Here is a 25,023-nt window from a genome sequence, read left to right as displayed (position 1 = left end):
TCATCACATTAAGCTGTGGGTTAGCCAAAAACCGCAATCCACTCAAAGGAATTGGGCATTGGGTATTGGTAATTACTAATTTGTCAAATTTGAGAGTTATAATTTAGTGGCTCCTAACTCCTAACTCCTAACTTTTAACTTTTAACTTTTAACTGATAACTTTTAAATATTTGATTCCCCATGACGAAAGATGAAGTCTTAGCGGCTAATGCAGCTTTTTATCGAGCTTTTGAAAGAAAAGATATTGAGACAATGAGTGCAGTATGGTCACAAGGAACTGGTAGTTTTTGTATTCATCCTGGGAGTAATATACTGCGAGGTTGGAAAGAGATTCGCACTTCTTGGGAACAGATATTTACAAATACCGCTTATATCGAAATTAACACAGATATAATTGCTACAGAAATAACTGATAATATCGCCTACGTTGTGTTGAGAGAAAATGTGTTTCAAGTGGTAGGCGGGAGAAGACTTGAAGCACAATCAACAGCTACAAATGTATTTCACTTTCTTGGTGGGAAGTGGTACTTAGTTCATCATCACGGTAGCCCAATTTTGCGGTAGATTATAGCGGTTCTCGGTTGAGTAGTTACTGAACCCCACCCCCAACCCCCTCCCCGCAAGCGAGGAGGGGGCTAAGATATACCTCATGTGATTAGGAAAGGCTATAACTACTAACCAATGCCCAATGACTAACGACTAATCAAATCTTGAAACCGCTGATCTTCTCGAATATTGTCAAAATCAGTATCAGTTTTTGCCATCTCTCGCCATTCAGGATTTAGATTGATAGCTTGTTGCAAATTCTCTATTGCCAAATCAATATTCCCTAGCAAACCATAACAGCAAGCTTTGTTGTACCAAGCATTGTCTTTGTCAGGTTTAGTTTTGAGAGCTTGGTCATAAGAGGCGATCGCTTCTTCAAATCTTCCCAAATTAAATAGCGCAATACCCCGGTTGTACCAAGCTTCGTGGTCGTCGGGTTTAATTTTGATGGCTTGGTCATAAGAGGCGATCGCTTCTTCTAATCTTCCCAAATCATCTAGTGCAATGCCTCGATTGCACCAAGCTTGGTGGTAGTCGGGTTTGATTTTGATGGCTTGGTCATAAGAGGCGATCTCTTCTTCTAATCTTCCCAATTTTCCTAGCGCAGTACCCCGGTTGTTCCAAGCTTGGTGGTCGTCGAGTTTGATTTTGATGGCTTGGTCATAAGAGGCGATCGCTTCTTCTGATCTTCCGAATTTTCCTAGCGCAGTGCCCCGGTTGTTCCAAGCTTGGTGGTCGTCGGGTTTGATTTTGATGGCTTGGTCATAAGAGGCGATCGCTTCTTCTGATCTTCCGAATTTTCCTAGCGCAGTACCCCGGTTGTACCAAGCATCGTGCAAGTCGGGTTTGATTTTGAGGGCTTGGTCAAAAGAGGCGATCGCTTCTTCTAATTTTCCCAAATCATCTAGCGCATTGCCCCGGTTGTACAAAGCATCGTGGTCGTCGGGCTTGATTTTGAGGGCTTGGTCATAAGAGGCGATTGCTTCTTCAAATCTTCCCAAATCATATAGTGCAATGCCCCGGTTGTTCCAAACTTCGTGGTCGTCGGGTTTGATTGGCATGATTATTGCTCCTTAATCGCAGTGTAGTTCTTCTTAGCATTTGGTATTAAGCCCTTAGCTTATAAAAATAACTGCTGATTCAGCCATGTTTTAGTATTGGTGTAGCGATCGCAGTTAAGTTTTTGAGCAGAGAACTCGAAACTCCGACCTCTGAACTCGAAACTCCGACCTCTGAACTCGGAAGTTCGACCTTTGAACTGGAAACTTCGTGTTCAGAACTCGAAACCCAAACCAGAAGCGCTATAGTTCTGCCTCCAAATGACTAATGACTAATGACTAATGACTAATCAACTCCACTGCATCTCTCCCATCACAATTTTGTAAGTAAACTTTGACAATTTCTTCTTTAGCAGTAGGCAACTTCTTGCCAATAAAATCTGGGTGAATTGGTAATTCTCGATGACCCCTATCTACCAACACAGCTAAACGAATCACCTCTGGTCTACCGTAATCGTTGACTGCGTTCAAAGCAGCGCGAATCGTCCGTCCTTTGAAAATTACATCATCCACCAGTACAACCGTTTTCCCCGTAAGGTCAAAAGGAATTTCGCTTTTCGCTGGAGTCCGCAATCCAATTTTGTCGAGGTCATCTCGATAAAATGTAATATCCAAAGCGCCGACTGACACAGCTACACCTTCCAGCGTCTCAATTTGACGCGCCAACAATTCGGCTAATAATGCACCTCTGGTATAAATACCAAGAAGCACCAGTTGAGACAAATCACGCGTCCTTTCCACAATTTGAGAGGCAAGACGAGTCAAGGTACGACGGATTTCTTCTGATGAGAGAATTTCAACTACTTTGGCAGACATAGCTATAGAATCATACCCCTGAGTGATGAATCATATTAGAGATTTGGGGAGTCGGGAGTGGGGAGTGGACAGTGGGGAATATGAAAATTTTAATCACCTACTCCCTACTCCCTACTCCCTACTCCCTGTTTAGAAGTATTAAGAAGATTGCGATCGCTATCCCTAACCATAGCAAAAAACAATATCGAGTCAGCTGCAAAGCATTCTGAATAGAAGTTGCAGTAATCGGATAAATAGCATCTCCTAGCAGTGGTTTGTACTTAGCTACCCCGCGATACCAATTTGTACCCCCCATCTGCACACCCAAAAAAGCAGCATAGGCGCACTCACTCCAGCCAGAATTGGGACTAGGATCGTTAACTGCATCCCGACGACAAATTCGCCAAAGGTGCATCGGTTTACCCGATAACAGCGCCAGAGTCACGACTGTTAACCGACAAGGTAGCCAAGTCAAACAATCTTCCAACCGCGCACAAAACCATCCCAAATAAGTATAGGGTGCTTCTCGGTAGCCCACCATTGAATCAAGGGTACTGCTGGCTTTGTATGCTAAAGCCAAAGGAGTTGGCCCCACAACTGGCACAAAGACACCAACAATTGCATAAAAAAGCGGAGCCATTACCCCATCGGTGGCATTTTCTGCAACCGTTTCTAAAACGGCTCGTGAAATTTCTGCTTGTGAGAGGTTTTGTGTATCTCGACCAACGTAATTACTTAAAATCTTACGAGCCTTCTCCAAATCACCTGCTGTTAAAGGTTGTAAAACAGCTACCGCAGCTGTTCGCAAACTTCTACCAGCAAAACAACTAGCCAAAAGAATGCTATCTATTGCAATTCCCAACAACGGATGAACCGATCTGGCAATTTGAATAATCAAAAAGCCAACAACACCGCTACCAATTATTAGAATAATCCCTAGTACAATTCCAGCTAGGCGTTGTGTTAGAGAATTTTGACACAATTGGAGAGAAAATTTGCTCAGGTGAGAAATTACCCACCCCATAACTTGCACTGGATGAGGCCAATCCCAAGGATCGCCAATTAAGTAATCTAAAAGTGCAGCAATTATTAAGATATAGATGCTATTAGTCATAAGTCACCAGTCAACGGTCAAGAGTCAATGGTCAATAGTCCAAATATTGACCGTGCCAATTTTAGATTCAAGAAAAGCCGATTTTAGATTTTTTTGGTTCATGCCGGACTAACGTTCTGCTACGCGCTTTTACCCCTTGTGGGTGAAACAAATCCAAAATCCAAAATCCAAAATTCCCAAGCCCCGTAACAAAGGTGGTCTGTTTCAATCCAAAATCCAAAATCCAAAATCCAAAATCGATTGACTATTGACTAAACCACAAAACTAGCCTCTTCCCCAAGGGAAGCTTGGCGGCTACGAGCATCATAATAAAGGTCTGCCAGAGTAATACTGTACAAAGCTTCTTTGAGCTTTTGGTTGAGTCTCTGCCAGAGGCTAAATGTTACCCAATCTTCAGCTTGTGCCGGTGCTGGGGTGTGATGGGGTAAATGGCTAGTCTCGCCAACTGCTTCTAAAATTTGTCCTATAGATATTTCTACAGGCTCTCTTGCCAATTGGTATCCGCCGATGCTACCACGAATTGATTTCACTAACCCAGCACGACGCATTTCTATTAGTAATTTTTCCAGGTAAGGAGCTGGGATATCTTGGCGTTTGGCGATCGCTCTGGCAGATACAGGGCCATATTTTGGCTGTAAACTCAAATCTAGCAATGCCTTCACACTATAGTGTCCTCTGGTCGTTAGTTTCATTTTGGCCAGCTTTGTTGTTTGTCCTTTGTCCTTTTTCCTTTGTAAATAACCAATGACTAATGACCAATGACTAAGGATTCAGTTTTGCTTATCATTCTCTGACTCAGTTATCATCCTCAGCAACTGGACAACCTTTTGAGCGTTAGTTTAGAAAACTTAAAACTTGTATAGTCTAGCAGTGATTCACAAACTATATATATAGTTATCAGCATTGCCAGCATTCTCTAAAATAGATTGTCTTGGGAATATTGTTAATCACATAACAATTGTGCCGAACAGTGTAATATACTTGGCTATGTTGAGATAAAAACTAAAGGATTATGTTCCTATTAGCTCAACCTCAGCTAAAATAAAATCGATTCAAACACTTCAAACATTCCTTTTCGACCTAAGTTGATGCCTAAACTGAAAAAAATTGAACCCCTACTTGGGGAAGAACTGCTCAAAAAAGTCAAAGAGCTAGAGAGTGAGAGCAAAGAAGACAAAGCCAAAAAGTGCGGCTACTATACCATTACCAAAAACGGTATAGAGCGCGTCAATATGATGAAGTTCTTAAATGCCCTAATTGATGCTGAAGGCATTCAGTTGGACAGTACACCCAGCGCTAATGGGCGTGGTGGACGTAGTGCTAGCTATAGAATTAGTGTGCAATCGAATGGTAACTTACTTATAGGTTCAGCTTACACAAAACAGATGAATCTTAAACCAGGAGATGAGTTTCTGATCACTTTAGGCAAAAAGCACATTCGTCTGAGACAGGTAGATCCAGAAGATCAAGAAGATGGTGAAGCCATAGAAGCCACGGCTTAATAATATAGTCAAGAGTCCAAAGTCAACAGATTTTAGACTTTAGACTTTCACGGTGTGACGCTTCCCTACGGAACTGGAGGCGAACGACAGAGCTACGGGCAAAGAAAGATGCTCAGTCGAACAATTTGGGATTTTGGATTGACCCCACCAATAAACGGATGGGGTTGAAGATTTGGGATTTGTGTCACCCACAAAGGGTAAAAGCGCATAGTGGCACGTTAATCCAGCATGAAGCGAAAACCGCCTTTTCTTCAATCTAAATTGGCACTCAAGAGTCATTAATCAAAAGCCCAAGATTTTTGACCCTTGAGGATGCCAAATTTGGATTTTAGATTGTTTTTTGGTTTATGCCCCAACGCACTTGCTTTATACTGAGGAAGCCGTCCACCGCAGTCGCTCTCCCTTGTGGGTGCAGTCAATCTAAAAGACGCTCGGATCTCGCTAACGCTATGCGATCGCAAATCTAAAATCCTAAATTGATTCACCCTTGACTAATTATTAATAACTATATCTGTGGTGGGTAAGACTGGTAAATAGTGGCGAAGTGCCTTGCGCGTAACTGCTAAATTGCAGGTGAGTGCAATTTGCTCTCTTTCTAGTAAACCCAAAATGCGATCGGGTTTGTCTCGTGCAACCACTGGTAATTGATGCAAACCTCTCAGACTCATCCGGTCTAAAGCCTCAGATAATAGTTCATCCTGCCATGCGTAGAGGATTTCAGTAGTACAAATATCTATCAGGGTTTGACTGGATAAATTATCTGGAATTTCAGTTAGGGAATTTGGGTAAGTTTGCCCAATAGCAAGGGCACGGTTAATATCTTCCAGAGAAAGTATACCAACTAATTGCTCTGCTTGATCAATTACTAAAGCACTGCGGACGCGATCGCGTGTCATTTCCACAGCTGCATCTAACACCCCAAGGGTTGCAGGTAGCTTTTTTGGACAGGGGTACATGGCATCTTCTACCAAAATTTGCTGCAACATTTCCGCTTTTTCATCTTTCAATTCCGAAAGACCAATTTGTTGTAGATTAGAGTTAGAGTTAAAAGTTGGTTTAATCATTTCCACTAGCCAAACACTCAAACCCACAGCTGCCATCAACGGTAAAACAATCCGATAGTCGCGGGTTAATTCAAACAGCATTAAAATAGCGGTTAACGGCGCTCTGACACTAGCAGCCAGCACTGCTGCCATTCCTACCATTGCGTAAGCCGGGGGAGCCGCCATCTGATCGCAAATTGCCGGGAATACCACAGCCAAAATTTTCGCGTAAGCTGATCCAAAAGAAGCACCTAAAAACATTGCTGGTGCAAACAAACCGCCAATGAAACCACTACCTGTACTAATTGCAGTCATCAATAACTTCACCACCAACAGCACCACCAACAGGTAGAGTGGAAACTCCACATCCTGAAGCATTGCTTCTACAGTTTCATAACCGACACCGAGAATTTGCGGGAATTGCAAAGCAACTGCGCCAATGATTACACCGCCAATAATCGGATGAATCGGCTTAGGAATTCGTCCCAAAAAAGCAAAACCGGGAACCTTCCCAGCAAAGCAGGCTTTTGCTAAACGAATTGATTCTGTATAAGCCAGAGAAACTAGGCTGGCCCCTAAACCCAAGCCAAGATAAAGGGGTAATTCCAAAGGACTGCGGACTTGGTAAACAGGTAAATCAAAAGCAGGTTGTGTCCCCAAACCAATTTGGGCAATTAATGCTGCTACCACCGCCGCTAGCAGCACCACACTCACAGCAGAAGTAGCGAAAGATGTAGCTCCCATCACCACCTCTAGGGCAAAAAATACTCCAGCGATGGGAGCATTAAATCCAGCCGCAAGTCCAGCCGCCGCACCAGCACCCAACAGCAAACGTTGTCGTTCTTGAGATACATTTAAGATCACAGACAACAACATCCCAAAATTTGCACCAATTTCTACACTCGGCCCCTCTGGCCCCAAAGAAGCACCACTCCCCAAAGAAACAGATGCAGCCAGCATCTTCGTAACTGGTCGTAGTGGTCGCCTAATCTCTGTTCCTTGGGAAGCGGCGATCAAAGATGAAAGTCCGGGGCCAAAGTCTTGAGTGCGCCAGCGCATCAAGCCAACGATTAATCCGCCAAGGGTGGGAACGCAGGCTAAAGTCCAAGCACCCCAGACGCCGATTTGACCCATTAAATTTTCCAGCATCAGCTGGTGAATTAGCTGGATTAAATAGTGAAAGGTGACTATACCCATACCCGTACCACCGCCAATAAGCATGGCTAAAAACAGCACAACTGTTTCTGGGGATGGTTGAAAACGATTAATTAGGTGAGCTAAACGAGCGGAAGGTGTAGGAAAGGCAGGTTGTTCCGTTACCTTCCTCAGTTGAGTGGGAGGCAAGAGAGTCATTCAGAGGCGGGGTAAATGTAAGAAAAAATTTAAATTTTTATCTGTTACTTCTCATTGTGAGCCATTATTTAGCAACCAGACAAGTAGACTTTATTTGCTTGATTTATAAAGCTTTAGTAAAAAATGTGATTGTGCAAAATTTTTGTGGGAACAATGGTTAAATGGGAGACAATTATTATTTAAGGGTTAACGATGGTTAGTGGGGTGGGAGTCAGCACCAACGCGATTCTTTCTAGAGACAACAGAGTTTTTGGGCGCTGGGTGGACGCACCTGCAAACATTAACTAGGAGTCATGCTTGCCTAAATCTAGCTATACTCGTGTTGCGACCATTCAGCCACCCTTGATAGTAATACAATATATGTATGATTTATGGCTGATGTCAGACCATACTTGGAAGTCTGCTAAGTATTGATCCCAATTCAATATAGCTATTGTTATAGAGCGAGTAAATGGACTAGGCGGATGAGGTAAATGAATATACACACCTTTGATAATCATTATGTTACTTGCCCAATTTGCCAAAGAAATGCTACGCCCAAACCAATTAAAACGCGGATGGGCTTATTTTGCTGTCCCTATTGTCAGGAACGGCTAGTAGTTTGCCAAAGCGGTCATTATGTGCGCGATCCATTTACTTGGAGACAATTGATGTTGTCTTCGTCGCTACGTCGTCAAAGCCACCCTTTAGCTAGGATTATCAGAGATTTTGTCCTGCTTAAGCGTCCGATGATCGCTCTGGCTGTAGGAAGTGCTATTTTCTTTAGTGCGATCGCCCTGACTCAGGAAAGGACAAACTATGATCGCCAAATCTTTCCCACAACAGAGAAAGTTAATGAACCAGGAAACAAACTTGAGTAAATGGATTACTTTGGTATAAATCAAATTCTACTTTGATTTTTGTAATTTTATAAGTAAATACTGCTGTGAAACCGTGTCTTATTGCCCCAAATAGGACACGGTTTTAGATTATGTCCGCTTAAAGACCCGTCCTAGTGGAACACTCAACTTATTCGCTGGATCATAATCGAGAGCCAACCAATATAACTATACTCCCAATACGGTTCGGTTAAGGCAAGAGACGCGATAAATCGCCGTCTCTACAAAGGACTGATTATTGTAAAGACGGCGATTTATCGCGTCTTTGCGATTAGCGGCGTATCATCAAAAAACCTTATCCGAACCGTATTCACTATACTCCCACCACCACCAAACCTGGAAAAACTAAGGTAATTAAGAGAATTGCTATACGTGCGTTCATACATCTCATCGGCTGATATACCTTAATACGCTTGGGTTAAGAAGAATATAGGACTTAGACATTGACAAGAAATACCAAATATGAATCAAGGTTAAAAACCATATCTTTCGTAGGGGTTTAGCAATGCGCTTTACCCCTACAGTATCGTCAATTTACGTAGTTTACCGCCGTAGGCATCGCAGGATAATTAACAAAAGCCTGAAAACTTCCTCAATAGAATTTATTGCAGATCACGATGCATTTGTACAGTGCGTAAGTCCTAGAATAGTCGGTTGGATTGAGCTTAAGCGTTACCCAACAAATCCTTGATAATGTTGGGTTCCCTACACCAGTTTTATTTTTTAGCCTTAAGCCACCGTATTGTGATATATCTGCCCAATGCTGACACAAATGGAATCTTTGTGTTACAACTTGGCAGACCAATTTGAGACATGGTGTTGGAGTGGGTGAATCAGATTTTGGGAATAATCCTCATAGTGTTTGAAAACATTGTTTTGGTTAGGTTCGCACTATGAGAGCGCGATTTCTCAGAAAACAGCAGATTTATTGCTGTTTATCTATTGCATTTTGCTGCATTTTGTGGATTGGTTTAGCATTAATTCCAGCCTACGCAACGCCCACAGGGTCTATTGATACTCTGCGACAACAGCAGCAACAAATGAACCAGCAGCAGCAGGGTGTGGTTAACGATCGCGATCGCTTAACAAATCTCCAACAAGGAGCCGAAAAACACCTCACTGGTTTAAAGCAAAATTTGCAAACCACAGATCACTATCTTCAAGAGAGCGAATTACGATTACAACTCGCCACCCAACGCCAGAAGCAGTTAGAAGCTGATTTAGCAGTAGCAGAACGTGACTATGAAAAGCGGCAAATAGCAACAGTAGCACGATTGCGTTATCTCCAGCGATCGCCTGCATCTGTTGGATGGGCAGTTTTGCTCGAAAGTCAAAATATCAGCGACTTTATCAGCCGCCGTTATCAGTTGAAGTTAGTGTATCAGGCAGACCAGCAAATTTTGGTAAAACTCAACGCCCAAGCAAAGCAGATCAATAAACAAAAAACGGAAGTAGAACAGCAAAAAAACGAAATTGCCTTAATTCGTGAGCAACTGCTGGCACAAAAAGCCGATTATCAAGCTCAGGCGCAATCGCAATCAGAATTGATTCAACGCCTCAATAGCGATCGCCTCGCCTTGGAAGCAGCCCAAAATCAGCTAGAGAGGGAATCCAAAAATCTGGAAGTCTTGATTCAACAAAAGGTAGAAGAAGCCAGAGCAGCAGAAGAAGCGCAAGCAAAAACCAACAGCCGTACAAGTGTGATCATTCGGGGAACTGGTGTAATGACATATCCTAGCGATGCTCCTACTAGCAGTCCCTTTGGCTGGCGGATGCACCCAATCCTCGGCTATCGTCGCTTTCATGCCGGGTTGGATTTTGCCGCTAGCTATGGTAGCACAATTCGGGCAGCCGATTCGGGAACAGTAATTTTTGCTGGGTGGTATGGTGGTTATGGCAGAGCGGTAATTATCGATCACGGTAATGGCATGACTACATTGTACGGGCATACCAGCGAGTTGTATGTTACCGAAGGACAAGCAGTTGAACGCGGACAAGCGATCGCTGCTGTCGGTTCCACAGGTTTCTCAACTGGCCCCCACCTGCACTTTGAAGTCCGTCGAGATGGCACACCCGTAGACCCAGCTAATTATCTTTAACGCAGAAAGCAAGTTTTTCTCGGCTGCAAATTTGATCACAGATGTGCTATAATCTGGGAGACTAAGGGCGCGTAGCTCAGTGGATAGAGCAACAGATTCCGGTTCTGTGGGTCGGGGGTTCAAATCCCTCCGCGCTCGTTACCTTTACAAGACTAACGACAAAATCGAAAGGTTCTTTTCTCTCAAGGGATAAACCCAATTTACCCCATGAAAGGAGATGACGATGCATAGCTAGAATATAAAAAAATTATAACTAATACTTATTAATATACTTTGGGTTATAGGTTCTCTATAAAAGCTCTGTCTGATAATTCCTAAGAACCTACTAAACAAGGGATTTGAGCTATTTTTGCTTACAGCTCATAACAATTCAAAATTCACGCATTCAAAATTCAAAAATAATAATATCTGAAGGGGAAAATAATCGCCCCTCTAATTTTTATTGCTTAGATAAACTGTCTTATAAGAAAAATATTTTATATTTGATTATTTATCTTCAAAATGTACCCAAAATAATGTATATCTGATTTGACGTGTATTGCTAAAATCGCGATCGCGGCATGTCAAAGCGCCTATGCACACACTTGGCAACACAACTCCATCATCGGGTTACATCTTAGCACTGGACTTAGGTACAACAGGCAACCGCGCCTTTGTGTTTAACGCAGACGGCCAGATTGTTGGACAGGCATACAAAGAACTAACTCAGTATTATCTTCAGCCTGGATGGTTAGAGCATGACCCTCAACAAATCTGGCAGGATACCTGTTGGGTGATGCAAACTGCCATTGGGAATGCCCAGATTCCTCCATCCGCGATCGCAGCCTTGGGACTAACTGTGCAGCGCGAAACCTGTTTGATTTGGGACAAAACTACTGGTAAACCACTCCAAAGAGCGATCGTCTGGCAAGATCGCCGCACTGCTCCCCTTTGCCATCAGTTACAACAGCAAGGCTACGCTCAAGAAATTTACGATCGCACCGGCTTAATTATCGATGCCTACTTTTCTGCTACCAAGCTTAGGTGGCTATTAGACAATTTTACCGATATTGACCTGAACAATGTCTTAGCCGGAACTATTGATACCTGGGTGTTGTGGAACCTCACAGGTGGGAAAGTCCATGCTACTGACCACAGCAACGCCAGCCGGACAATGTTGATGAATCTCAAAACCTGTGAATGGGATGAGATTTTATTGGATCTGTTTCAAATTCCGGCTGATATTTTGCCCCAGATTCAGCCGAGTTTAGGACTATTTGGAGTTACTGATGCGACTTTGTTGGGCGCTGAAATTCCGATCACTGCCATCTTGGGAGATCAACAAGCGGCTCTATTTGGTCATGGCTGCGATCGCCCCGGTATGATCAAATGTACTTATGGTACTGGTAGCTTTTTGGTAGCTCATACAGGTAATCAAATTGTGCGGTCGCCGCATCAACTAATTTCCACGGTGGCATGGACGCAAAGGAAGTCAAGGGATAATTTAGATGTAGGCTATGCTCTTGAAGGCAGTATGTTTACTAGTGGGGCTTGTATCCAATGGTTGCGCGATCGCCTGAAGCTGATTAAAACTGCTGCTGAAACTGAAGCGATGGCAAATCAGGTAAAAGATAATGGCGGAGTCTACTTTGTGCCTGCATTTAGTGGATTGGGCGCACCTTACTGGGATATGAGCGCCAGGGGAGCCTTTTTCGGCATTACCGCCAGTGTAGAACCAGAGCATCTAGTTCGCGCCGTGTTGGAAGCGATCGCTTATCAAGTTCTGGAGGTGGTGCAGGCGATAAATGCATCTAGCAGTACTCCAGTTGGGCGATTAACCGTAGATGGTGGTGCTTGCGAGAATAATTTCCTGATGCAGTTTCAGGCTGATGTGTTGGGTATTCCAGTTGAACGTCCGATAATGCGTGATACGACCGTTCTGGGCGCAGCATTTGCAGCAGGTTTAGCTGTAGGATTTTGGCAGAGCCATGAAGCATTGGTGCAGCAACGGCAGATTGAGCGTGTGTTTGAGCCGGCGCACAATTTCCCCTTGTCCAACTTTGCGACTTGGCAAAAGGCAGTCAAACGCACTCTCGCTTGGGAGGACTAGCCCTTCATCAAAAACGAGTTGAAGCGAAAATTCTTAGCATGAAAGGGGGAGGGCGAAGGAAAAAATAACAATCTATTACAATCAAGCAAATTGATGGAGAATTATTTCTCATGCCCTACAGTCAATTCACCATTAACAAAGTCAAACAAGATTTTCACCTGAGTACTGTGGAAGGAGTCCGCTTTTTCCCAGACTCAATTGAACGAATTACTCCAAGTTTCAGACTGCAAGGTATTTTAGACGATTTACCGTGGGCGAACGCAGTAGATACAGAAAAAGCTCGTTCAGAGGTGATAATTAATCCTGTATTGCTGGAAGTGCGGCGCATCTTCAATTCATCAATTAGCGTGTTTTCCGGGGAAGAGTTTAACGTTGATGCGAGTATTGGACTCAACGGTGTATGTGGCTTCTTGCTTTGCCGTTCACCTGAACAATTAACGGTAGAAGCACCTGCAATTGTCATAGTTGAAGCGAAAAAATCAGATTTAAAATCTCTATTGGGACAATGCATTGCAGAAATGGTAGCTGCACAAAATAACTCCTACTTTTTCCACTTTCAAATAGTCAGTAAGCGTGACTATCTGAAAGTGGAAAAATCTACGTTCTACTATTTATTTTGCACGTAGGTCGTCTTTGAGATTATGGTGTAAATTTAAACACGGTTCCTTGTCCAGAAGCGCCACCAGTAGAGGCGGTACCGTAAAATGCACCATTAGCAAGTTGAATTAGCGTGGACTGCGGAGTTGCCCCATTTGTGCCATTAAAACTAAATAACAAAGTGATGGTTCCTCCAGTCAACCGATAGATGGCTCCTTTATTATTTGCACCACCTGTAGAAGTTGTGCCATAGAAGTTACCGTCGCTTCCTTTTGTGAGTGCAGCTGTGGGGTTAGCCCCATTGGTGCCATTAAAGCTGGCAACTAAAACCGGTGTACCGCCACCGAGCGGAACCTTGAATATAGCTCCTTTATTACTGGCTCCACCCAGCGAAGTCGTGCCATAGATAAATTTATCAGATTCAATTAATCCAGCCTGGGGACTTTGCCCATTAGCACCACTAAAGCTATATGAAGTTATTGCTCCTGCGGGAGTTAACTTGAATGCCACACCTTTATTAGTTGCTCCACCTGCTGAGGCGGTGCCATAGTAGTTTCCGTCACTACCTAATTGCAACCTTGCTAATGGAGTTGCTCCATTAGTACCATTGAAGTTAACTAGGACAGTGGGGACACCACCAGTTAGCGGAATCTTGAATACAGTTCCTTTATTGTTGACCCCACCGGCAGAAGTTATCCCCCACAAGTTGCGATCGCTACCTGAAATCAATCGACCTGCTGGTTTGGCTCCATTAGTGCCATTGAAATTCCAAAGAGTTGTCAAGTTTGTAAAAGTTGTTTTTTTCAACTGAAACAACGTACCGAGGTTATTTGTACCGCCTGTAAAGGTCGCACCATATAGATTGCCATCACTTGCTTGGAATAATCTTGCAACTGGGTTAGTTCCATTGGCTCCAGTGAAGTTAACTAGTGTAGTCAGAGTACTAAAAGTAGGACTACTTAATTTGAATGCTGTTCCTTTACTTTGCGAACCACCTGCGGAAGTAGTTCCATAAAGATTGCCATCGCTGCCTGCAAACACGCCTGCACTTGGGGCCGCTCCATTAGTACCGTTGAAATTTACAACGGTCGTTAATGTTCCTGCAAAGGCTTGTTGCAAGGGCAATACTAATGGAGACGCTAACACAGCCAGGGAAGTTAAAATCAATACCCTATTCTTGCTTTGACGTTGTTTGCACAGATTCATCTTGTTCACTTAACTCCTACAAAAATTTGCTCGGCCACTTAGCAGTAGATAAGTCGAAGAGCCTACCCTTTTTCTGAAAAAGACGCACTCGCGTTCGGAAACTGCTCCGCAGAAGGTCGTTTCACTGTGAGCGTTAATAATGGCTCTTCGATTTATTTTTATGAATCTCCCGTCAGGCTGGATATAGCGATTTTCCTATGGATGCAATACGCTATGGAGCGCAAGAGTTTGCACTCCTCAACATATATGTATTCCATACAATTGAAAACAGCTATAATAGCTTGACATAACGGATTTTGTAGTAGCTGCTTTTCACAACTAATTTGTGATATCAGGTACTATAGATTCATTATTTAAACTAGCTTTTAGTGAGAACTCACCAGGAATTTTGGTATAGTCTTGCTCAGGAAGAATTCAGAAATCTTCTGGCTGCCTACACCGCAATGCCTGTATTCACACTTAGGTTAATTGCTGAAATTTGATCATTTATGATCTCGGTAAGTAGAATAACATACTCATTATTTTTTAGATGTCGTGAGCAACACAAAAAAAATTTAATTAAATTTTTACCTCTGCGATGGAAATCCGATTTGATTTTTGAAAAAAACTCTTGTGGGGTGGGCCGGAAAGCCCGCCCTTAGCCAAAGGCGGGCTTTCCGGCCCACCCCACAATAAATAAGTAGTTGAGTATTTTTTTTGTCAGTCCCTTATCAGAGATCAAGTAAGTATTAATCAGCCCAAATATTACTCATATATAAGAAACGCATGACTACTAAACCGAAGATTTTCATTGATGGTGAATCGGGAACCACAGGCTTACAGATTTACTCACGCCTCAGCCAACGTGATGACATCGAGTTAGTTAGCATTGATCCATCCTTACGTAAGGATGCAACTGAGCGAGCCAAACTAATCAATGCCGTCGATGTGATCATTCTCTGCCTGCCTGATGACGCAGCCCGCGAAGCTGTGAATTTAGTCAGTAGTAATACGGTTAAGATCCTGGATGCTAGTAGTGCCCACCGCACAGCTAAAGACTGGGTATATGGCTTCCCTGAACTAAATCCAGGACAGCGAGAGAAAATCGCCAGCGCCCAGTATGTCAGCAATCCAGGCTGTTATCCCACAGGATTTTTAGCCTGTATCCGTCCGTTGATTGCCAAGGGAATTTTAAAGAGTAATTTTCCCATCACCGTTAATGCAGTGTCAGGTTACTCTGGTGGCGGAAAGAATCTGATCAAACAATACCATACCTTCCACGAACAGGAAGCTGGAGCAGAGTCGCTGTATCCTTATGGCATCTACGGTTTGCAGTTTGGACATAAGCACGTCAAGGAAATGCATCATTACTCAGAGTTAGCATTGCCGCCGCTATTCGTACCGGCAGTGGGAGATTTTGAGCAAGGGATGCTGGTTCAAGTTCCTTTGCCGTTGGGGACTTTGGATAATCCACCATCAGGTGAGGTTATTCATCAAGTAATTCTTAACTACTACCAAAGTGAAAAATTTGTCCAGGTTGCTCCATTCCAAGATTCTACTCTGCTGAGAGACGGAACGTTTCTGGATGCGATCGCAATCAACGGCACTAATATTGTTCAAGTTTTTGTATTCGCCAATGACACCACCAAAGAAGCGTTGCTAGTTGCTCGTCTCGACAACTTAGGCAAAGGCGCATCGGGAGCCGCAATCCAAAACCTAAACATCATGCTAGGCTTTCCAGAAGAGTTGGGATTGTTATGAAAGAGCGTTAAGCAATAGGGAAAAAGCAGTAAGACTTTTACTCCATGCACAATGACTAATGGCTTGTGCAAGACAGCAATAACTATTATGAGTGCGTAAATTGCTCATTTTAAAAAGCAAAAAGGCAAATTGAGAAAGCAATCTGCCTTTTTGCTTGCTGAATCTACGGAAATGAATGCGCGATATACCGAAATGAGAAAGCAATATGCCTTTTTGCTTGCTGAATATACCGAAAGGAGAAAGCATTTAAGCATTTTGAGAAAGCAATATGCCTTTTTGCTTGCTAAATCTACCGAAATGAGAAAGCATTTAAGCATTTTGAGAAAGCAATATGCCTTTTTGCTTGCTAAATCTACCGAAATGAGAAAGCATTTAAGCATTTTGAGAAAGCAATATGCCTTTTTGCTTGCTAAATCTACTGAAATGAGAAAGCAATATGCCCACCCTACAAAACTTTAATTGAAAGTGCGATCGCGGCAACTCGCAAAGCTTTAGGCAAGTCCTAAATAATTCCATATTTGGACGATAAACGGCTCTTGTTTACGCTCAAACATATCCCGTATTGAATGTGTACACAAGGTAGCCAAATCACGAGATAGGTCTAATTGGATAATGGCTGGTCTTCCAGGTAACTCCAATAAAACTTTACATTCTCCAGTCGCTAAGTCAAGAGACTTGACCTTGCCCTCTAGTCCACAAGAAAGTATGATATTGCGCTGCCAGTCAAAAGCAATATCATAAGTTGTTGCCATTCGACTACCGCGATCGCCAACAGTGATAACCTCACTAGAAGAAGCCACGATGGGGAGTGGTAATTTGCTCTCTGACAAGAAAACCTCATTCCACTTAAACACTCGCACTCCTTTATCCATTGCACAGAGTAACCACCGTCCATCTGGGCTAAAGTCCATTTTGACAATCATTTCGTTAGAGGAAAAGGCATTTACTCCTTCACCTCGTTGGACACTAGCCATCCATGCTGTCCTGTCTAATGCTGCGGTTGATAAGATTTTGACTACTTTTTGAGTGTTCAAATCGATAATAGCTAATTTTGATTTACCCTGATCATCAGCCAGTAAGTAACGACCATCTGGATGAATTGCAATTTTAGACCCATGCCCAACTTTAATTACTGCAATCTGCTGTGAATTTTTAATAGAAGTGAGGATAATTTCGTTCTCTGATCGGCTGACTAGAATTTCCTCGTTTCGAGTGAATTGAACACTGCTAGTAGCTCGAACATGAGGAATTGTTTTCAGCAATTGTTTTTGCTCCAAGTCATATAAAGTTGCTTGCCAAGATCCGCTAGCATGACCTACTGCCAAAAATTTTCCAGATGGGCTAACTTGCATCACATAAGCATTTTCTTCTAGCGGTAGATCAAGATTTGCTGGTTCATCATTCCAAGGTGCAATGTAGTGTTTTATTTCAAGAGGTTGATTGTCATGTCCACGCCAACCTATAAAAAACCCACTTGTCTGGTCAGGGACAGAAATTGGTACGTGCGGAAAATGCCTATTAGCAGTAGGACTGGACACTGTAACTAATAAGATCCCTGCTATATTTAATTCAGTTAGAGCTTGATCTATCCTGGCTTTTTCTCTCTGCTTCTGTGCTAATTCAATTGAGGGATCTGGAATGTGAACAAATTCTTCCCATCGTTCAATATCTTCATCCTCATCATTCTGAAGATATTCATAGCGAGTTGAAGCATTACTGATGTTGAAAAGTTGAGCAAAATCAGAAAATTGTTTTGCTGCTTGAAAAACTTCATCATGAGGCATCTCGCTCATGTCAGAACTGTTTGCATCTGACTGTAAACTTTCCAATATTTCTAGGCTTCTTTGATAGAGTTCCTCACGTTCTTCTTCAGAGGGAACTGTCAACACTTCAGCAATCTCTTCAATGGTTGTTTGATTGTTTGGTAGTTCAGCTAGTAAATCTGCAAATACTTCCGGCTTTCCACGCAATTGTGCTTTATGTTCTCTGGATATAGTCCCAAAATAGTCTGGCTCGGAACTATATTCATCAACCAATTGATGTCCTCTGTAATAGGCGTAATAGAAAAAATCATCATGATGAAGAATGAGATAGAGCAAATGTCCAGGAAATTGCTGGGCGATCGCAGCAGTAATTGTAGAATCTTGTGAAGGATAGACACTAATCCAACCGTTAATACATGGAGAAATTAAAACCTTTTGTTTTCCTTGTGCAACAAGCCTTTTTACAATCTCTACAATTTCTTCAGTGTCGGTTGAGCGAATGTGAATAGAACCGTAAGAAGCGCCCATAGAAATCTTCAAAGATATGTGACTATTTGAGTGTACCCATCATTTACACTTTAGCTAGCTAACTGATATCTTTACCGGATTGAGACGCAAAGCCGCTTGTTGTCAGACATTGCTCGTCAAATTGTGGTAGAAAAATATGGTGGAGCGATCGCACTTAGAGGATGTTTAAAAAGTATTGGGCGAATAGAATTCACTACTACACAAAGCAAAGTCCACCTCCGTGGACTAATACACTCATCAAGGTTTTAACCCACGGAGGTGGGTTTTGTCTCGTGTAGCCGCGACTTCTAGTATTGGGCGAATAGAATAGAGCCTCCGGCACGCTGACGCGAACGCTACTACACAAAGCAAAGTCCACCTCCGTGGACTAATACACTCATCAAGGTTTTAACCCACGGAGGTGGGTTTTGTCTGTGTAGCCGCGACTTCTAGTCGCCAGGGCTAGTAACAAATTAGACTTTTCAAACAACCTCTTAACTCAACCTGACGCCAAGGTACTGAGTATAACATCAACTTTAACAGTAAATCGACCCAAGCACTGCTCGATTTGTGCCTAATAAAACCTGTACAATTGTCAAGGCGGTTTTTACTGCCAAAGTACTTCTCAGGTGTAAAATTTATCGACAGCAAAATTTTTCTAGTTTGTGTTTTTCCATCCTTCACTTGTGGCTAAAATACCCCAAGTTAGGCGCTCATATCTTGCAATAGATAACTTTTACCCTTATGACTGGAGAGCAAAATCTTGGGAATAGAGCTACGCAGTTTCGTATTTCTCGACAGCCTGCAACCTCAACATGCAGCATATATGGGAACAGTAGCTCAAGGCTTCTTACCATTACCAGGGGATACATCACTGTGGATTGAAATCTCTCCTGGTATCGAAATTAATAAGATTACGGATGTAGCCCTGAAAGCTGCCTCTGTCCGTCCGGGAGTACAGGTAGTTGAACGACTGTACGGACTATTGGAAGTTCATTCTAGCTCCCAAGGCGAAACGCGAGCTGCTGGTCAAGCTATTTTGGGGTTACTGGGAGTCCGAAGAGAGGAATGTCTGAAACCGCGTGTTATTTCTAGCCAGATTATCCGCAACATCGATGCTTACCAAACACAACTTATTAATCGCACCCGCCGAGGACAGCTACTACTAGCAGGACAAACTTTGTATGTATTAGAAGTCGAGCCTGCTGCTTACGCCGCACTCGCGGCGAATGAAGCTGAGAAAGCGGCGGCGATTAACATTCTTGAAGTTCAAGCTGTAGGTAGCTTTGGACGGCTTTACTTAGGTGGAAAAGAACAAGATATTCTAGCAGGCGCTCAGGGAGCGTTAACGGCGATTGAAAGTGTAGCTGGTCGGGTAAATCCTCTGGGTGGGCGTCAGGAGTAAAGGAGAGAAAATGGCAAATCGAGAGCATCTAGCTTTACTCAAAGCAGGTGCAGTTACATGGATTGAGTGGAGAAAGAAAAATCCTCAGATTGAACCAGACCTCAGTGCCGCAAATCTGCAAAGCGATAACCTCAGAGGCGCAAACCTCCAGGGGGTAAACTTGAGCAAGGTGGATTTGGGTAATGCTTTACTCGTGCGAGCAAACCTCAGTGGTGCTGACCTCAGTAGTGCCAACCTCCACAAAGCCTTCCTCGTTGAAGCTAACCTGAGTGATACTAACTTGAGTGTTGCTAACTTGAGTGGTGCTATACTTACGCAGGCAGATTTGAGTCATGCCAATTTGATTGGAGCTGACTTGAGTGAGGCGAATCTTAGAGGCGCTGCGATCGCTCATGCTAATCTAATTGGAACAGACCTAAGAGGTGCCAACTTGAGAGATGCCGATTTAGGTGCAGCGAAGCTAATACGGACTAATCTCTCTTTTGCCAACCTCACCGAAGCTAACTTGATTGCGGCTGACCTCAGCGAAGCAACTTTATACGAGGCGGAAATGTTAGGGGCTTATCTTTATGAAACTGACCTTTACAAAGCTAATCTGAACAAAGCTCACCTCACTGGTGCTTATCTGCTGCGGGCTAACCTAAGTGAAGCTAATTTGAGTCAAGCTGATTTGAGTTGGACTAACCTTAGAGGCGCGAATTTGGCAGGGGCGAATCTCAGAGGAGCTAACCTTAGAGGAGCAGACCTTAGGTTAGCTCACCTCAACGGCGCAAATCTTCAGGAGGCAATTATGCCTGACGCTTCAAGGCACAATTAGTTTACCACCATGCTTTGGGGCATGTCTTGGCAGAATAAGCTATTAAGCTGTTACGCACTGTACAAACTAATCATGGTCTGAATTTACCAAAATAGGTCGTTTTAGGCTTTTATTAATCATTATTTGATGCTAAATATACCCGTGCGTAGGGGCAATTCATGAATTGCCCCTATGAAAGATATGGGTTTTTCGACTATACATATTTTCGTTTTTTTGTCAATGCGTAAGTCCTAGCTATATAAAATTTATGTAAAGCTTAAGTGTGATTAAGCTCAAAAACGCTCTGGATAATCCATTAATTTAACTTATGTGTTTTAAAATGTCTTTCTATAATAGAAATGTATTTTTTTTACAAACAAAAAATGATATTGAAACTTAACTTAATGAAAATCCGGTATGAAGTTGAAAAATCTACTAAAGAAAACAGTATGTTTGAAAAAAGACTTAATTAAAGTTTATAAACCTTTCTAACAGTATTAAAAATCACAAATTTTAGATTTTTAAGATTTGGTAAAGAAGTTGATGTAACCTTGTACTTCATGATAATTAAATAATTACAGGTGAGTTGAAAATCAAAAAACATCGGGAAAATAATTAAAATAAATGAATTTTGACCCAATTACTTACCATTTGTATAATCAACTAACCAAATCAATAATTAATATTGTCTAAGTAGTATTAATATTAATAAGGTTAAGAAAAGCATCTGTATTTAAACTTACAGTTTTAAGTAATCCAAATTGAACTTATCTAGCAGTTGTTTGACTGAGTCCGAACTTAGGCACTAGCTAGAAATTCAGGAAAGATAATATGGCAGTTATTTACGGCAGTACAGCTCCTGATACCAGAAATGGGACTTCGGGAGATGACACGATATATGGTTGGGCTAATGGTGGTAATGCTAATAGTTTGTCTGGTAACGACACACTGAATGGTGCGGCTGGTAATGATAATCTATTTGGCGGGACGGGAAACGACAGTTTAATCGGTGGTCTTGGCAATGACACACTTGATGGCGGCTTGGGTACTGACAGCTTAAATGGGGGAGTGGGCGATGACACTTACATCATTGACAGTGCTGCTGATACCATTACAGAGGCTGCTAATTCCGGTACAGATACCATCCGGTCTTCTGTCACCTACACACTGGGTGTCAATCTAGAGAACCTGACGTTGACCGGAACTAGCGGCATCAACGGCACAGGTAACAGTCTTAATAACTTCGTCTTTGGTAATAGGGCTAACAACACTCTGAATAGCGGCGGAGGCAATGACACCTTAGATGGTAATTTCGGCAATGATACCCTCAATGGTGGTGACGGCAATGATAGTTTACAGGGTGGGCCTGGCAATGACATACTGAATGGGGGGTCTGGAGACGATATCCTTATCGGTGTTTATCCTGGTAGTCCACTCCCACCTGGATTAGGGGAGACTGATATCTTAACTGGGGGGGTTGGGCTAGATAGATTTGTCCTTGGGGACGCTAGAAATGTCTACTACGACGATAAAAACACTACGAATGCGGGTTTTGGGGACTTGGCTACTATTACTGACTTCAACCCTAATGAAGATCAAATAGAACTCAAAGGCTCTCCAAAAGACTACCGCCTGCAATCTGTTGGAGCCAACACACAAATATTCTTAGACAAACCTGGAACAGAGCCAGATGAGATTATAGGCATTGTCCAAGGGAGAGTGAACCTTAGACTTGATAGTAACGACTTCCTTTTCTATGAGCGGGAAAATGCTGGACAAGCTACAAACAATACACTAACTAGCGCTGAAGGGTTGGGTTCTTTATCATCAGGCTCAGACGTTAATCTCTCAGGTGAGTTAGTAACAGTTCAACCGGGGGACAATCCCGATTTCGACTTTTTTACATTTTCTCTAGCAAATCCAAAAGTTGTCACCATCAGTACGGTGACAACCGATGATACAGTTATTGGCCTGTTTAACAATGCTGGGACTTTACTGCAAAGTGACGACGATAGTGGCCCGGATTTTGGGTCATTAATCACCGCTTCACTAGGTGCTGGAACGTACTCAATTTCAGTCAGCAAATATGCTTTCTTCCCTCAAAATGGCGGAACATTCTCTGGCTCTAGTGACAGTAACTCTGTTCCTTATACGCTAAAAGTTAGTTTGGCATAAGAACGTTATCAACTTTAGGGAGTAGTGACATTAGAAGGCTGATTGAAGGATACTTTTACTGCTGGCTAAAGGGAGATAACGACGTGTTCCCCCTTACCCAACAAGAGACTATTTATAAGCTAGTATCGATTGCTCATTTCACCTTCTAATCTCTAAAATTTTCCCCTAATCAAGAAGATTTAACAACAAAATCATCTGACTATTTTATCAAGGAAATAATGAAGAACACTAAATCATCCAACCAAGTTCAACGCAGATTTATCGCGAAATTAGCTCTTAAAAGGTGCTTTTTAGCTGCCAAAACGCTGCTATTTGCAATAGTTATATTAAATCATGGCATTACTGAAGTAAATGCTGCACCTCAAGCCCTGCGTCCTGATATTAAGATTCGCAACATTATCAATACGTTATCGGTTTCTCCTTCTGTTCGGATTGCAAAAGATCCACGAAACAATACCCTCTATTACCTCAAACAAAATGGTGAGATTTATCAAGTCAATTTAGCCGCTTCTACTAGTACGCGTGTCTACAACTCTAGTAATCATAGTCTAGCTGAGACTGAAGGTATGGCCATTGGTCCTAACGGTACAATTTATTTGGTTGGCAATGCAGACGTTGGGAATAGCCAGACGAAAGCTATTATTGTTAAAGGCGTAATTAATTCGAGTACAGGACAACGTATCTGGTCTATCTTAGCTAAGAGCGCAGCCTATCCCAAAAGCAAAACAGCCTATGACCATCGCTTCAACGGCGTGGTTGTTAGCCCGGATGGTAACTTTATTTATGTGAATAGCGGTTCTCGTACTGATCATGGTGAGGTTCAGTCTGCTAATGGTCTATATCCCAATACTCGCGAAGTAGGATTAACCGCCTGTATAATCCGCCTTCCTACTAATGGCAAAAATCTCTTTCTGGCAAACAATCGAGCCACCTTAAAGACAGCTGGCTATATTTTTGCAGAAGGAACACGTAATACTTTCGATATGGCTTTTGCACCCAATGGGGATTTATTTGGTACAGAAAATGGCCCCGATCGCGACATGTCAGAAGAATTAAATTGGCTACGTCTAGGTGGTAATTACGGCTTTCCCTGGCGTATTGGTGGGACAGACAATCCCCAACAATTCCCCAATTATAATCCTGCAAATGACCGTTTATTAAACCCCTTATTTGGCGCAGTCACAAAAGGCTACTTTCGTAACGATCCAACCTTTCCGATTCGGCCTACTAACTTAATTGAACCAATTCCTAATTTTGGGCCGGATGCAGACAATTACCGCGATCCTCTAGATGGCAAAATCAAAGACGCCAGTGTTCTTGGGCAAAGTGTGAGCAGTTTTACATCACACCGTTCTCCTTTGGGCTTAGTTTTTGATACACAAGGAGTAATGAGTCCAGAATTCAAGAGAGATGGATTCATGTTGAGTTGGACGATAGGCGACCCTACTGGCGATAAAATACCAGGCCCTTTTAAAGATGCCGGTCAAGACTTACTGCATTTAAAGTTAACTAAAGTAGGAACTACCAACTATAAACTTAACGCCACGCGCATTGTCCAAGGTTTTAGTAATCCCATTGATGATGAGATTATCGGCAATAAGATTTATGTTTTGGAATATGGTGGAAATCAAGGAATTTGGGAAATCTCTATGCCCACTAAGTAAACGATCTACAAACTTGAAATTAGTACTTTAAAACTAACTTGCCATATCGTGGTGACGATTCGTCTCTATCAATTAGATGATTTAGAAGATACCGTTCAGCTGTGGTATCGAACTTGGCATGAAACATTTTCTCATATTAAACATCCACAGCCATATTCCTTATGGAAAGCTCGATTTCGTGATGATCTCGCTGCACGCGGGGATGTTTGGCTGGCTGAAGTTGAAAATCAGATTGTCGGTTTTGTTGTAGTCATCAAACAGGAACAATGGTTAAGCCAGCTGTTTGTAGATGCGACTTACCAAAATCAGGGTATTGGTTCAGCATTACTTGATAAAGCTAAAGCAATTTGTCCCCAAGCTTTAGAGCTTCACACATTACAAGCGAATATCCGAGCCTGTGCTTTTTACGAACGACATGGTTTCAAAGTGGGCAAACTGTCAATAAACAAAATCAACGGTCAACCGAATGTGGAATATTACTGGATACCTGAGTGCGATCGCTTTGACTAAATCAGGACTTACGCAGAAGAGATCCCCCAACCCCCTTAAAAAGGGGGCTTTCAAGTTCCCCCCTTTTTAAGGGGGGTTAGGGGGGATCGAGGTTTCAAGTTTTGATTGCGTAAGTCCTGTAAATGTGTCATTTCATCCAGATAAGTAGAAAGGCACAAATAGACATAACTATATAAGAAAAGA

General features: G+C 42.6%; 20 protein-coding genes and 1 tRNA gene. 14 read left to right on the top strand and 7 right to left on the bottom strand.

Annotation, left to right across the window (positions count from 1 at the left end):
* Positions 1-180: 180 nt before the first annotated feature.
* Positions 181-564 (top strand): nuclear transport factor 2 family protein, encoded by a 384-nt coding sequence (locus HWQ23_RS13940; protein ID WP_292829182.1) that lies wholly within the window; start codon positions 181-183, stop codon positions 562-564.
* 128 nt (positions 565-692) lie between these two features.
* Here HWQ23_RS13940 and HWQ23_RS13935 read toward each other — a convergent pair whose 3' ends face one another.
* The 4 genes from HWQ23_RS13935 to HWQ23_RS13920 all read right to left on the bottom strand — a co-directional run bounded on the left by HWQ23_RS13935 (position 693) and on the right by HWQ23_RS13920 (position 4,205).
* A complete protein-coding gene (locus tag HWQ23_RS13935) occupies positions 693-1,607 on the bottom strand; it encodes a tetratricopeptide repeat protein (protein ID WP_292829180.1) in 915 nt (304 codons plus the stop codon).
* A 276-nt stretch (positions 1,608-1,883) separates the two neighbouring features.
* Positions 1,884-2,420 (bottom strand): bifunctional pyr operon transcriptional regulator/uracil phosphoribosyltransferase PyrR, encoded by a 537-nt coding sequence (gene pyrR, locus HWQ23_RS13930; protein WP_229494559.1) that lies wholly within the window; start codon positions 2,418-2,420, stop codon positions 1,884-1,886.
* A gap of 118 nt (positions 2,421-2,538) precedes the next feature.
* A complete protein-coding gene (gene cbiB, locus HWQ23_RS13925) occupies positions 2,539-3,513 on the bottom strand; it encodes an adenosylcobinamide-phosphate synthase CbiB (RefSeq protein ID WP_292829177.1) in 975 nt (324 codons plus the stop codon).
* Positions 3,514-3,764: 251 nt separating this feature from the next.
* Complete coding sequence (locus HWQ23_RS13920) at positions 3,765-4,205, bottom strand: Rrf2 family transcriptional regulator (protein WP_292829175.1); 441 nt, start codon at positions 4,203-4,205, stop codon at positions 3,765-3,767.
* Between the two features lie 396 nt (positions 4,206-4,601).
* Here HWQ23_RS13920 and HWQ23_RS13915 point away from each other — a divergent pair, with 396 nt between their 5' ends.
* On the top strand, positions 4,602-5,015 hold the full coding sequence (locus tag HWQ23_RS13915; protein ID WP_292829173.1) for an AbrB family transcriptional regulator: 414 nt from the start codon (positions 4,602-4,604) through the stop codon (positions 5,013-5,015).
* Between the two features lie 491 nt (positions 5,016-5,506).
* Here HWQ23_RS13915 and HWQ23_RS13910 read toward each other — a convergent pair whose 3' ends face one another.
* Complete coding sequence (locus tag HWQ23_RS13910; RefSeq protein WP_292829171.1) at positions 5,507-7,411, bottom strand: chloride channel protein; 1,905 nt, start codon at positions 7,409-7,411, stop codon at positions 5,507-5,509.
* A 473-nt stretch (positions 7,412-7,884) separates the two neighbouring features.
* Here HWQ23_RS13910 and HWQ23_RS13905 point away from each other — a divergent pair, with 473 nt between their 5' ends.
* The 5 genes from HWQ23_RS13905 to HWQ23_RS13885 all read left to right on the top strand — a co-directional run bounded on the left by HWQ23_RS13905 (position 7,885) and on the right by HWQ23_RS13885 (position 13,103).
* Positions 7,885-8,271, top strand: a complete 387-nt coding sequence (locus tag HWQ23_RS13905; RefSeq protein WP_292829169.1) for a hypothetical protein — start codon at positions 7,885-7,887, stop codon at positions 8,269-8,271.
* A gap of 911 nt (positions 8,272-9,182) precedes the next feature.
* On the top strand, positions 9,183-10,388 hold the full coding sequence (locus tag HWQ23_RS13900) for a murein hydrolase activator EnvC family protein (protein WP_292829167.1): 1,206 nt from the start codon (positions 9,183-9,185) through the stop codon (positions 10,386-10,388).
* Positions 10,389-10,453: 65 nt separating this feature from the next.
* Positions 10,454-10,526, top strand: a tRNA-Arg gene (locus HWQ23_RS13895).
* A gap of 436 nt (positions 10,527-10,962) precedes the next feature.
* Positions 10,963-12,477: a glycerol kinase GlpK gene (gene glpK, locus HWQ23_RS13890; protein ID WP_292829165.1), complete on the top strand. Its 1,515-nt coding sequence runs from the start codon at positions 10,963-10,965 to the stop codon at positions 12,475-12,477.
* A gap of 110 nt (positions 12,478-12,587) precedes the next feature.
* Entirely contained in the window at positions 12,588-13,103 is a 516-nt protein-coding gene (locus HWQ23_RS13885; RefSeq protein WP_292829163.1) for a hypothetical protein, read from the top strand.
* A gap of 13 nt (positions 13,104-13,116) precedes the next feature.
* Here the strand turns inward: HWQ23_RS13885 and HWQ23_RS13880 are convergent, their stop codons facing one another.
* Positions 13,117-14,241 carry a choice-of-anchor tandem repeat GloVer-containing protein gene (locus HWQ23_RS13880; RefSeq protein ID WP_292829161.1) on the bottom strand — a complete coding sequence of 375 codons (1,125 nt, stop codon included), beginning with the start codon at positions 14,239-14,241 and terminating at the stop codon, positions 13,117-13,119.
* Between the two features lie 804 nt (positions 14,242-15,045).
* On the opposite strand from HWQ23_RS13880, the gene argC reads away from it, so the two are divergent.
* Together argC and HWQ23_RS13870 are read left to right on the top strand one after the other, a co-directional pair.
* On the top strand, positions 15,046-16,020 hold the full coding sequence (gene argC, locus HWQ23_RS13875) for an N-acetyl-gamma-glutamyl-phosphate reductase (protein ID WP_292829159.1): 975 nt from the start codon (positions 15,046-15,048) through the stop codon (positions 16,018-16,020).
* Positions 16,021-16,149: 129 nt separating this feature from the next.
* Positions 16,150-16,479 carry a hypothetical protein gene (locus tag HWQ23_RS13870; protein ID WP_292829157.1) on the top strand — a complete coding sequence of 110 codons (330 nt, stop codon included), beginning with the start codon at positions 16,150-16,152 and terminating at the stop codon, positions 16,477-16,479.
* Between the two features lie 32 nt (positions 16,480-16,511).
* Here HWQ23_RS13870 and HWQ23_RS13865 read toward each other — a convergent pair whose 3' ends face one another.
* Positions 16,512-18,311, bottom strand: coding sequence for a WD40 repeat domain-containing protein (locus HWQ23_RS13865; protein WP_292829155.1), 1,800 nt, complete (start codon positions 18,309-18,311; stop codon positions 16,512-16,514).
* A gap of 742 nt (positions 18,312-19,053) precedes the next feature.
* On the opposite strand from HWQ23_RS13865, the gene HWQ23_RS13860 reads away from it, so the two are divergent.
* The 5 genes from HWQ23_RS13860 to HWQ23_RS13840 all read left to right on the top strand — a co-directional run bounded on the left by HWQ23_RS13860 (position 19,054) and on the right by HWQ23_RS13840 (position 24,840).
* Positions 19,054-19,695: a hypothetical protein gene (locus HWQ23_RS13860; protein WP_292829153.1), complete on the top strand. Its 642-nt coding sequence runs from the start codon at positions 19,054-19,056 to the stop codon at positions 19,693-19,695.
* A gap of 10 nt (positions 19,696-19,705) precedes the next feature.
* Positions 19,706-20,512 (top strand): pentapeptide repeat-containing protein, encoded by an 807-nt coding sequence (locus tag HWQ23_RS13855; RefSeq protein ID WP_292829151.1) that lies wholly within the window; start codon positions 19,706-19,708, stop codon positions 20,510-20,512.
* Between the two features lie 810 nt (positions 20,513-21,322).
* Positions 21,323-22,666, top strand: coding sequence for a DVUA0089 family protein (locus HWQ23_RS13850; RefSeq protein ID WP_292829149.1), 1,344 nt, complete (start codon positions 21,323-21,325; stop codon positions 22,664-22,666).
* 218 nt (positions 22,667-22,884) lie between these two features.
* Positions 22,885-24,330 (top strand): PQQ-dependent sugar dehydrogenase, encoded by a 1,446-nt coding sequence (locus tag HWQ23_RS13845; RefSeq protein ID WP_292829147.1) that lies wholly within the window; start codon positions 22,885-22,887, stop codon positions 24,328-24,330.
* Positions 24,331-24,378: 48 nt separating this feature from the next.
* The gene (locus HWQ23_RS13840; RefSeq protein ID WP_292829145.1) at positions 24,379-24,840 is read left to right on the top strand and encodes a GNAT family N-acetyltransferase; all 462 of its coding nucleotides are present in this window, start codon (positions 24,379-24,381) and stop codon (positions 24,838-24,840) included.
* Positions 24,841-25,023 lie beyond the last annotated feature (183 nt).

This window comes from Nostoc sp. JL33 (genome assembly GCF_017114985.1).
Lineage (GTDB): Bacteria > Cyanobacteriota > Cyanobacteriia > Cyanobacteriales > Nostocaceae > Nostoc.
Note: the sequence above shows the minus strand (reverse complement) of the source record. Positions and strands in the feature narration are given on the sequence as shown.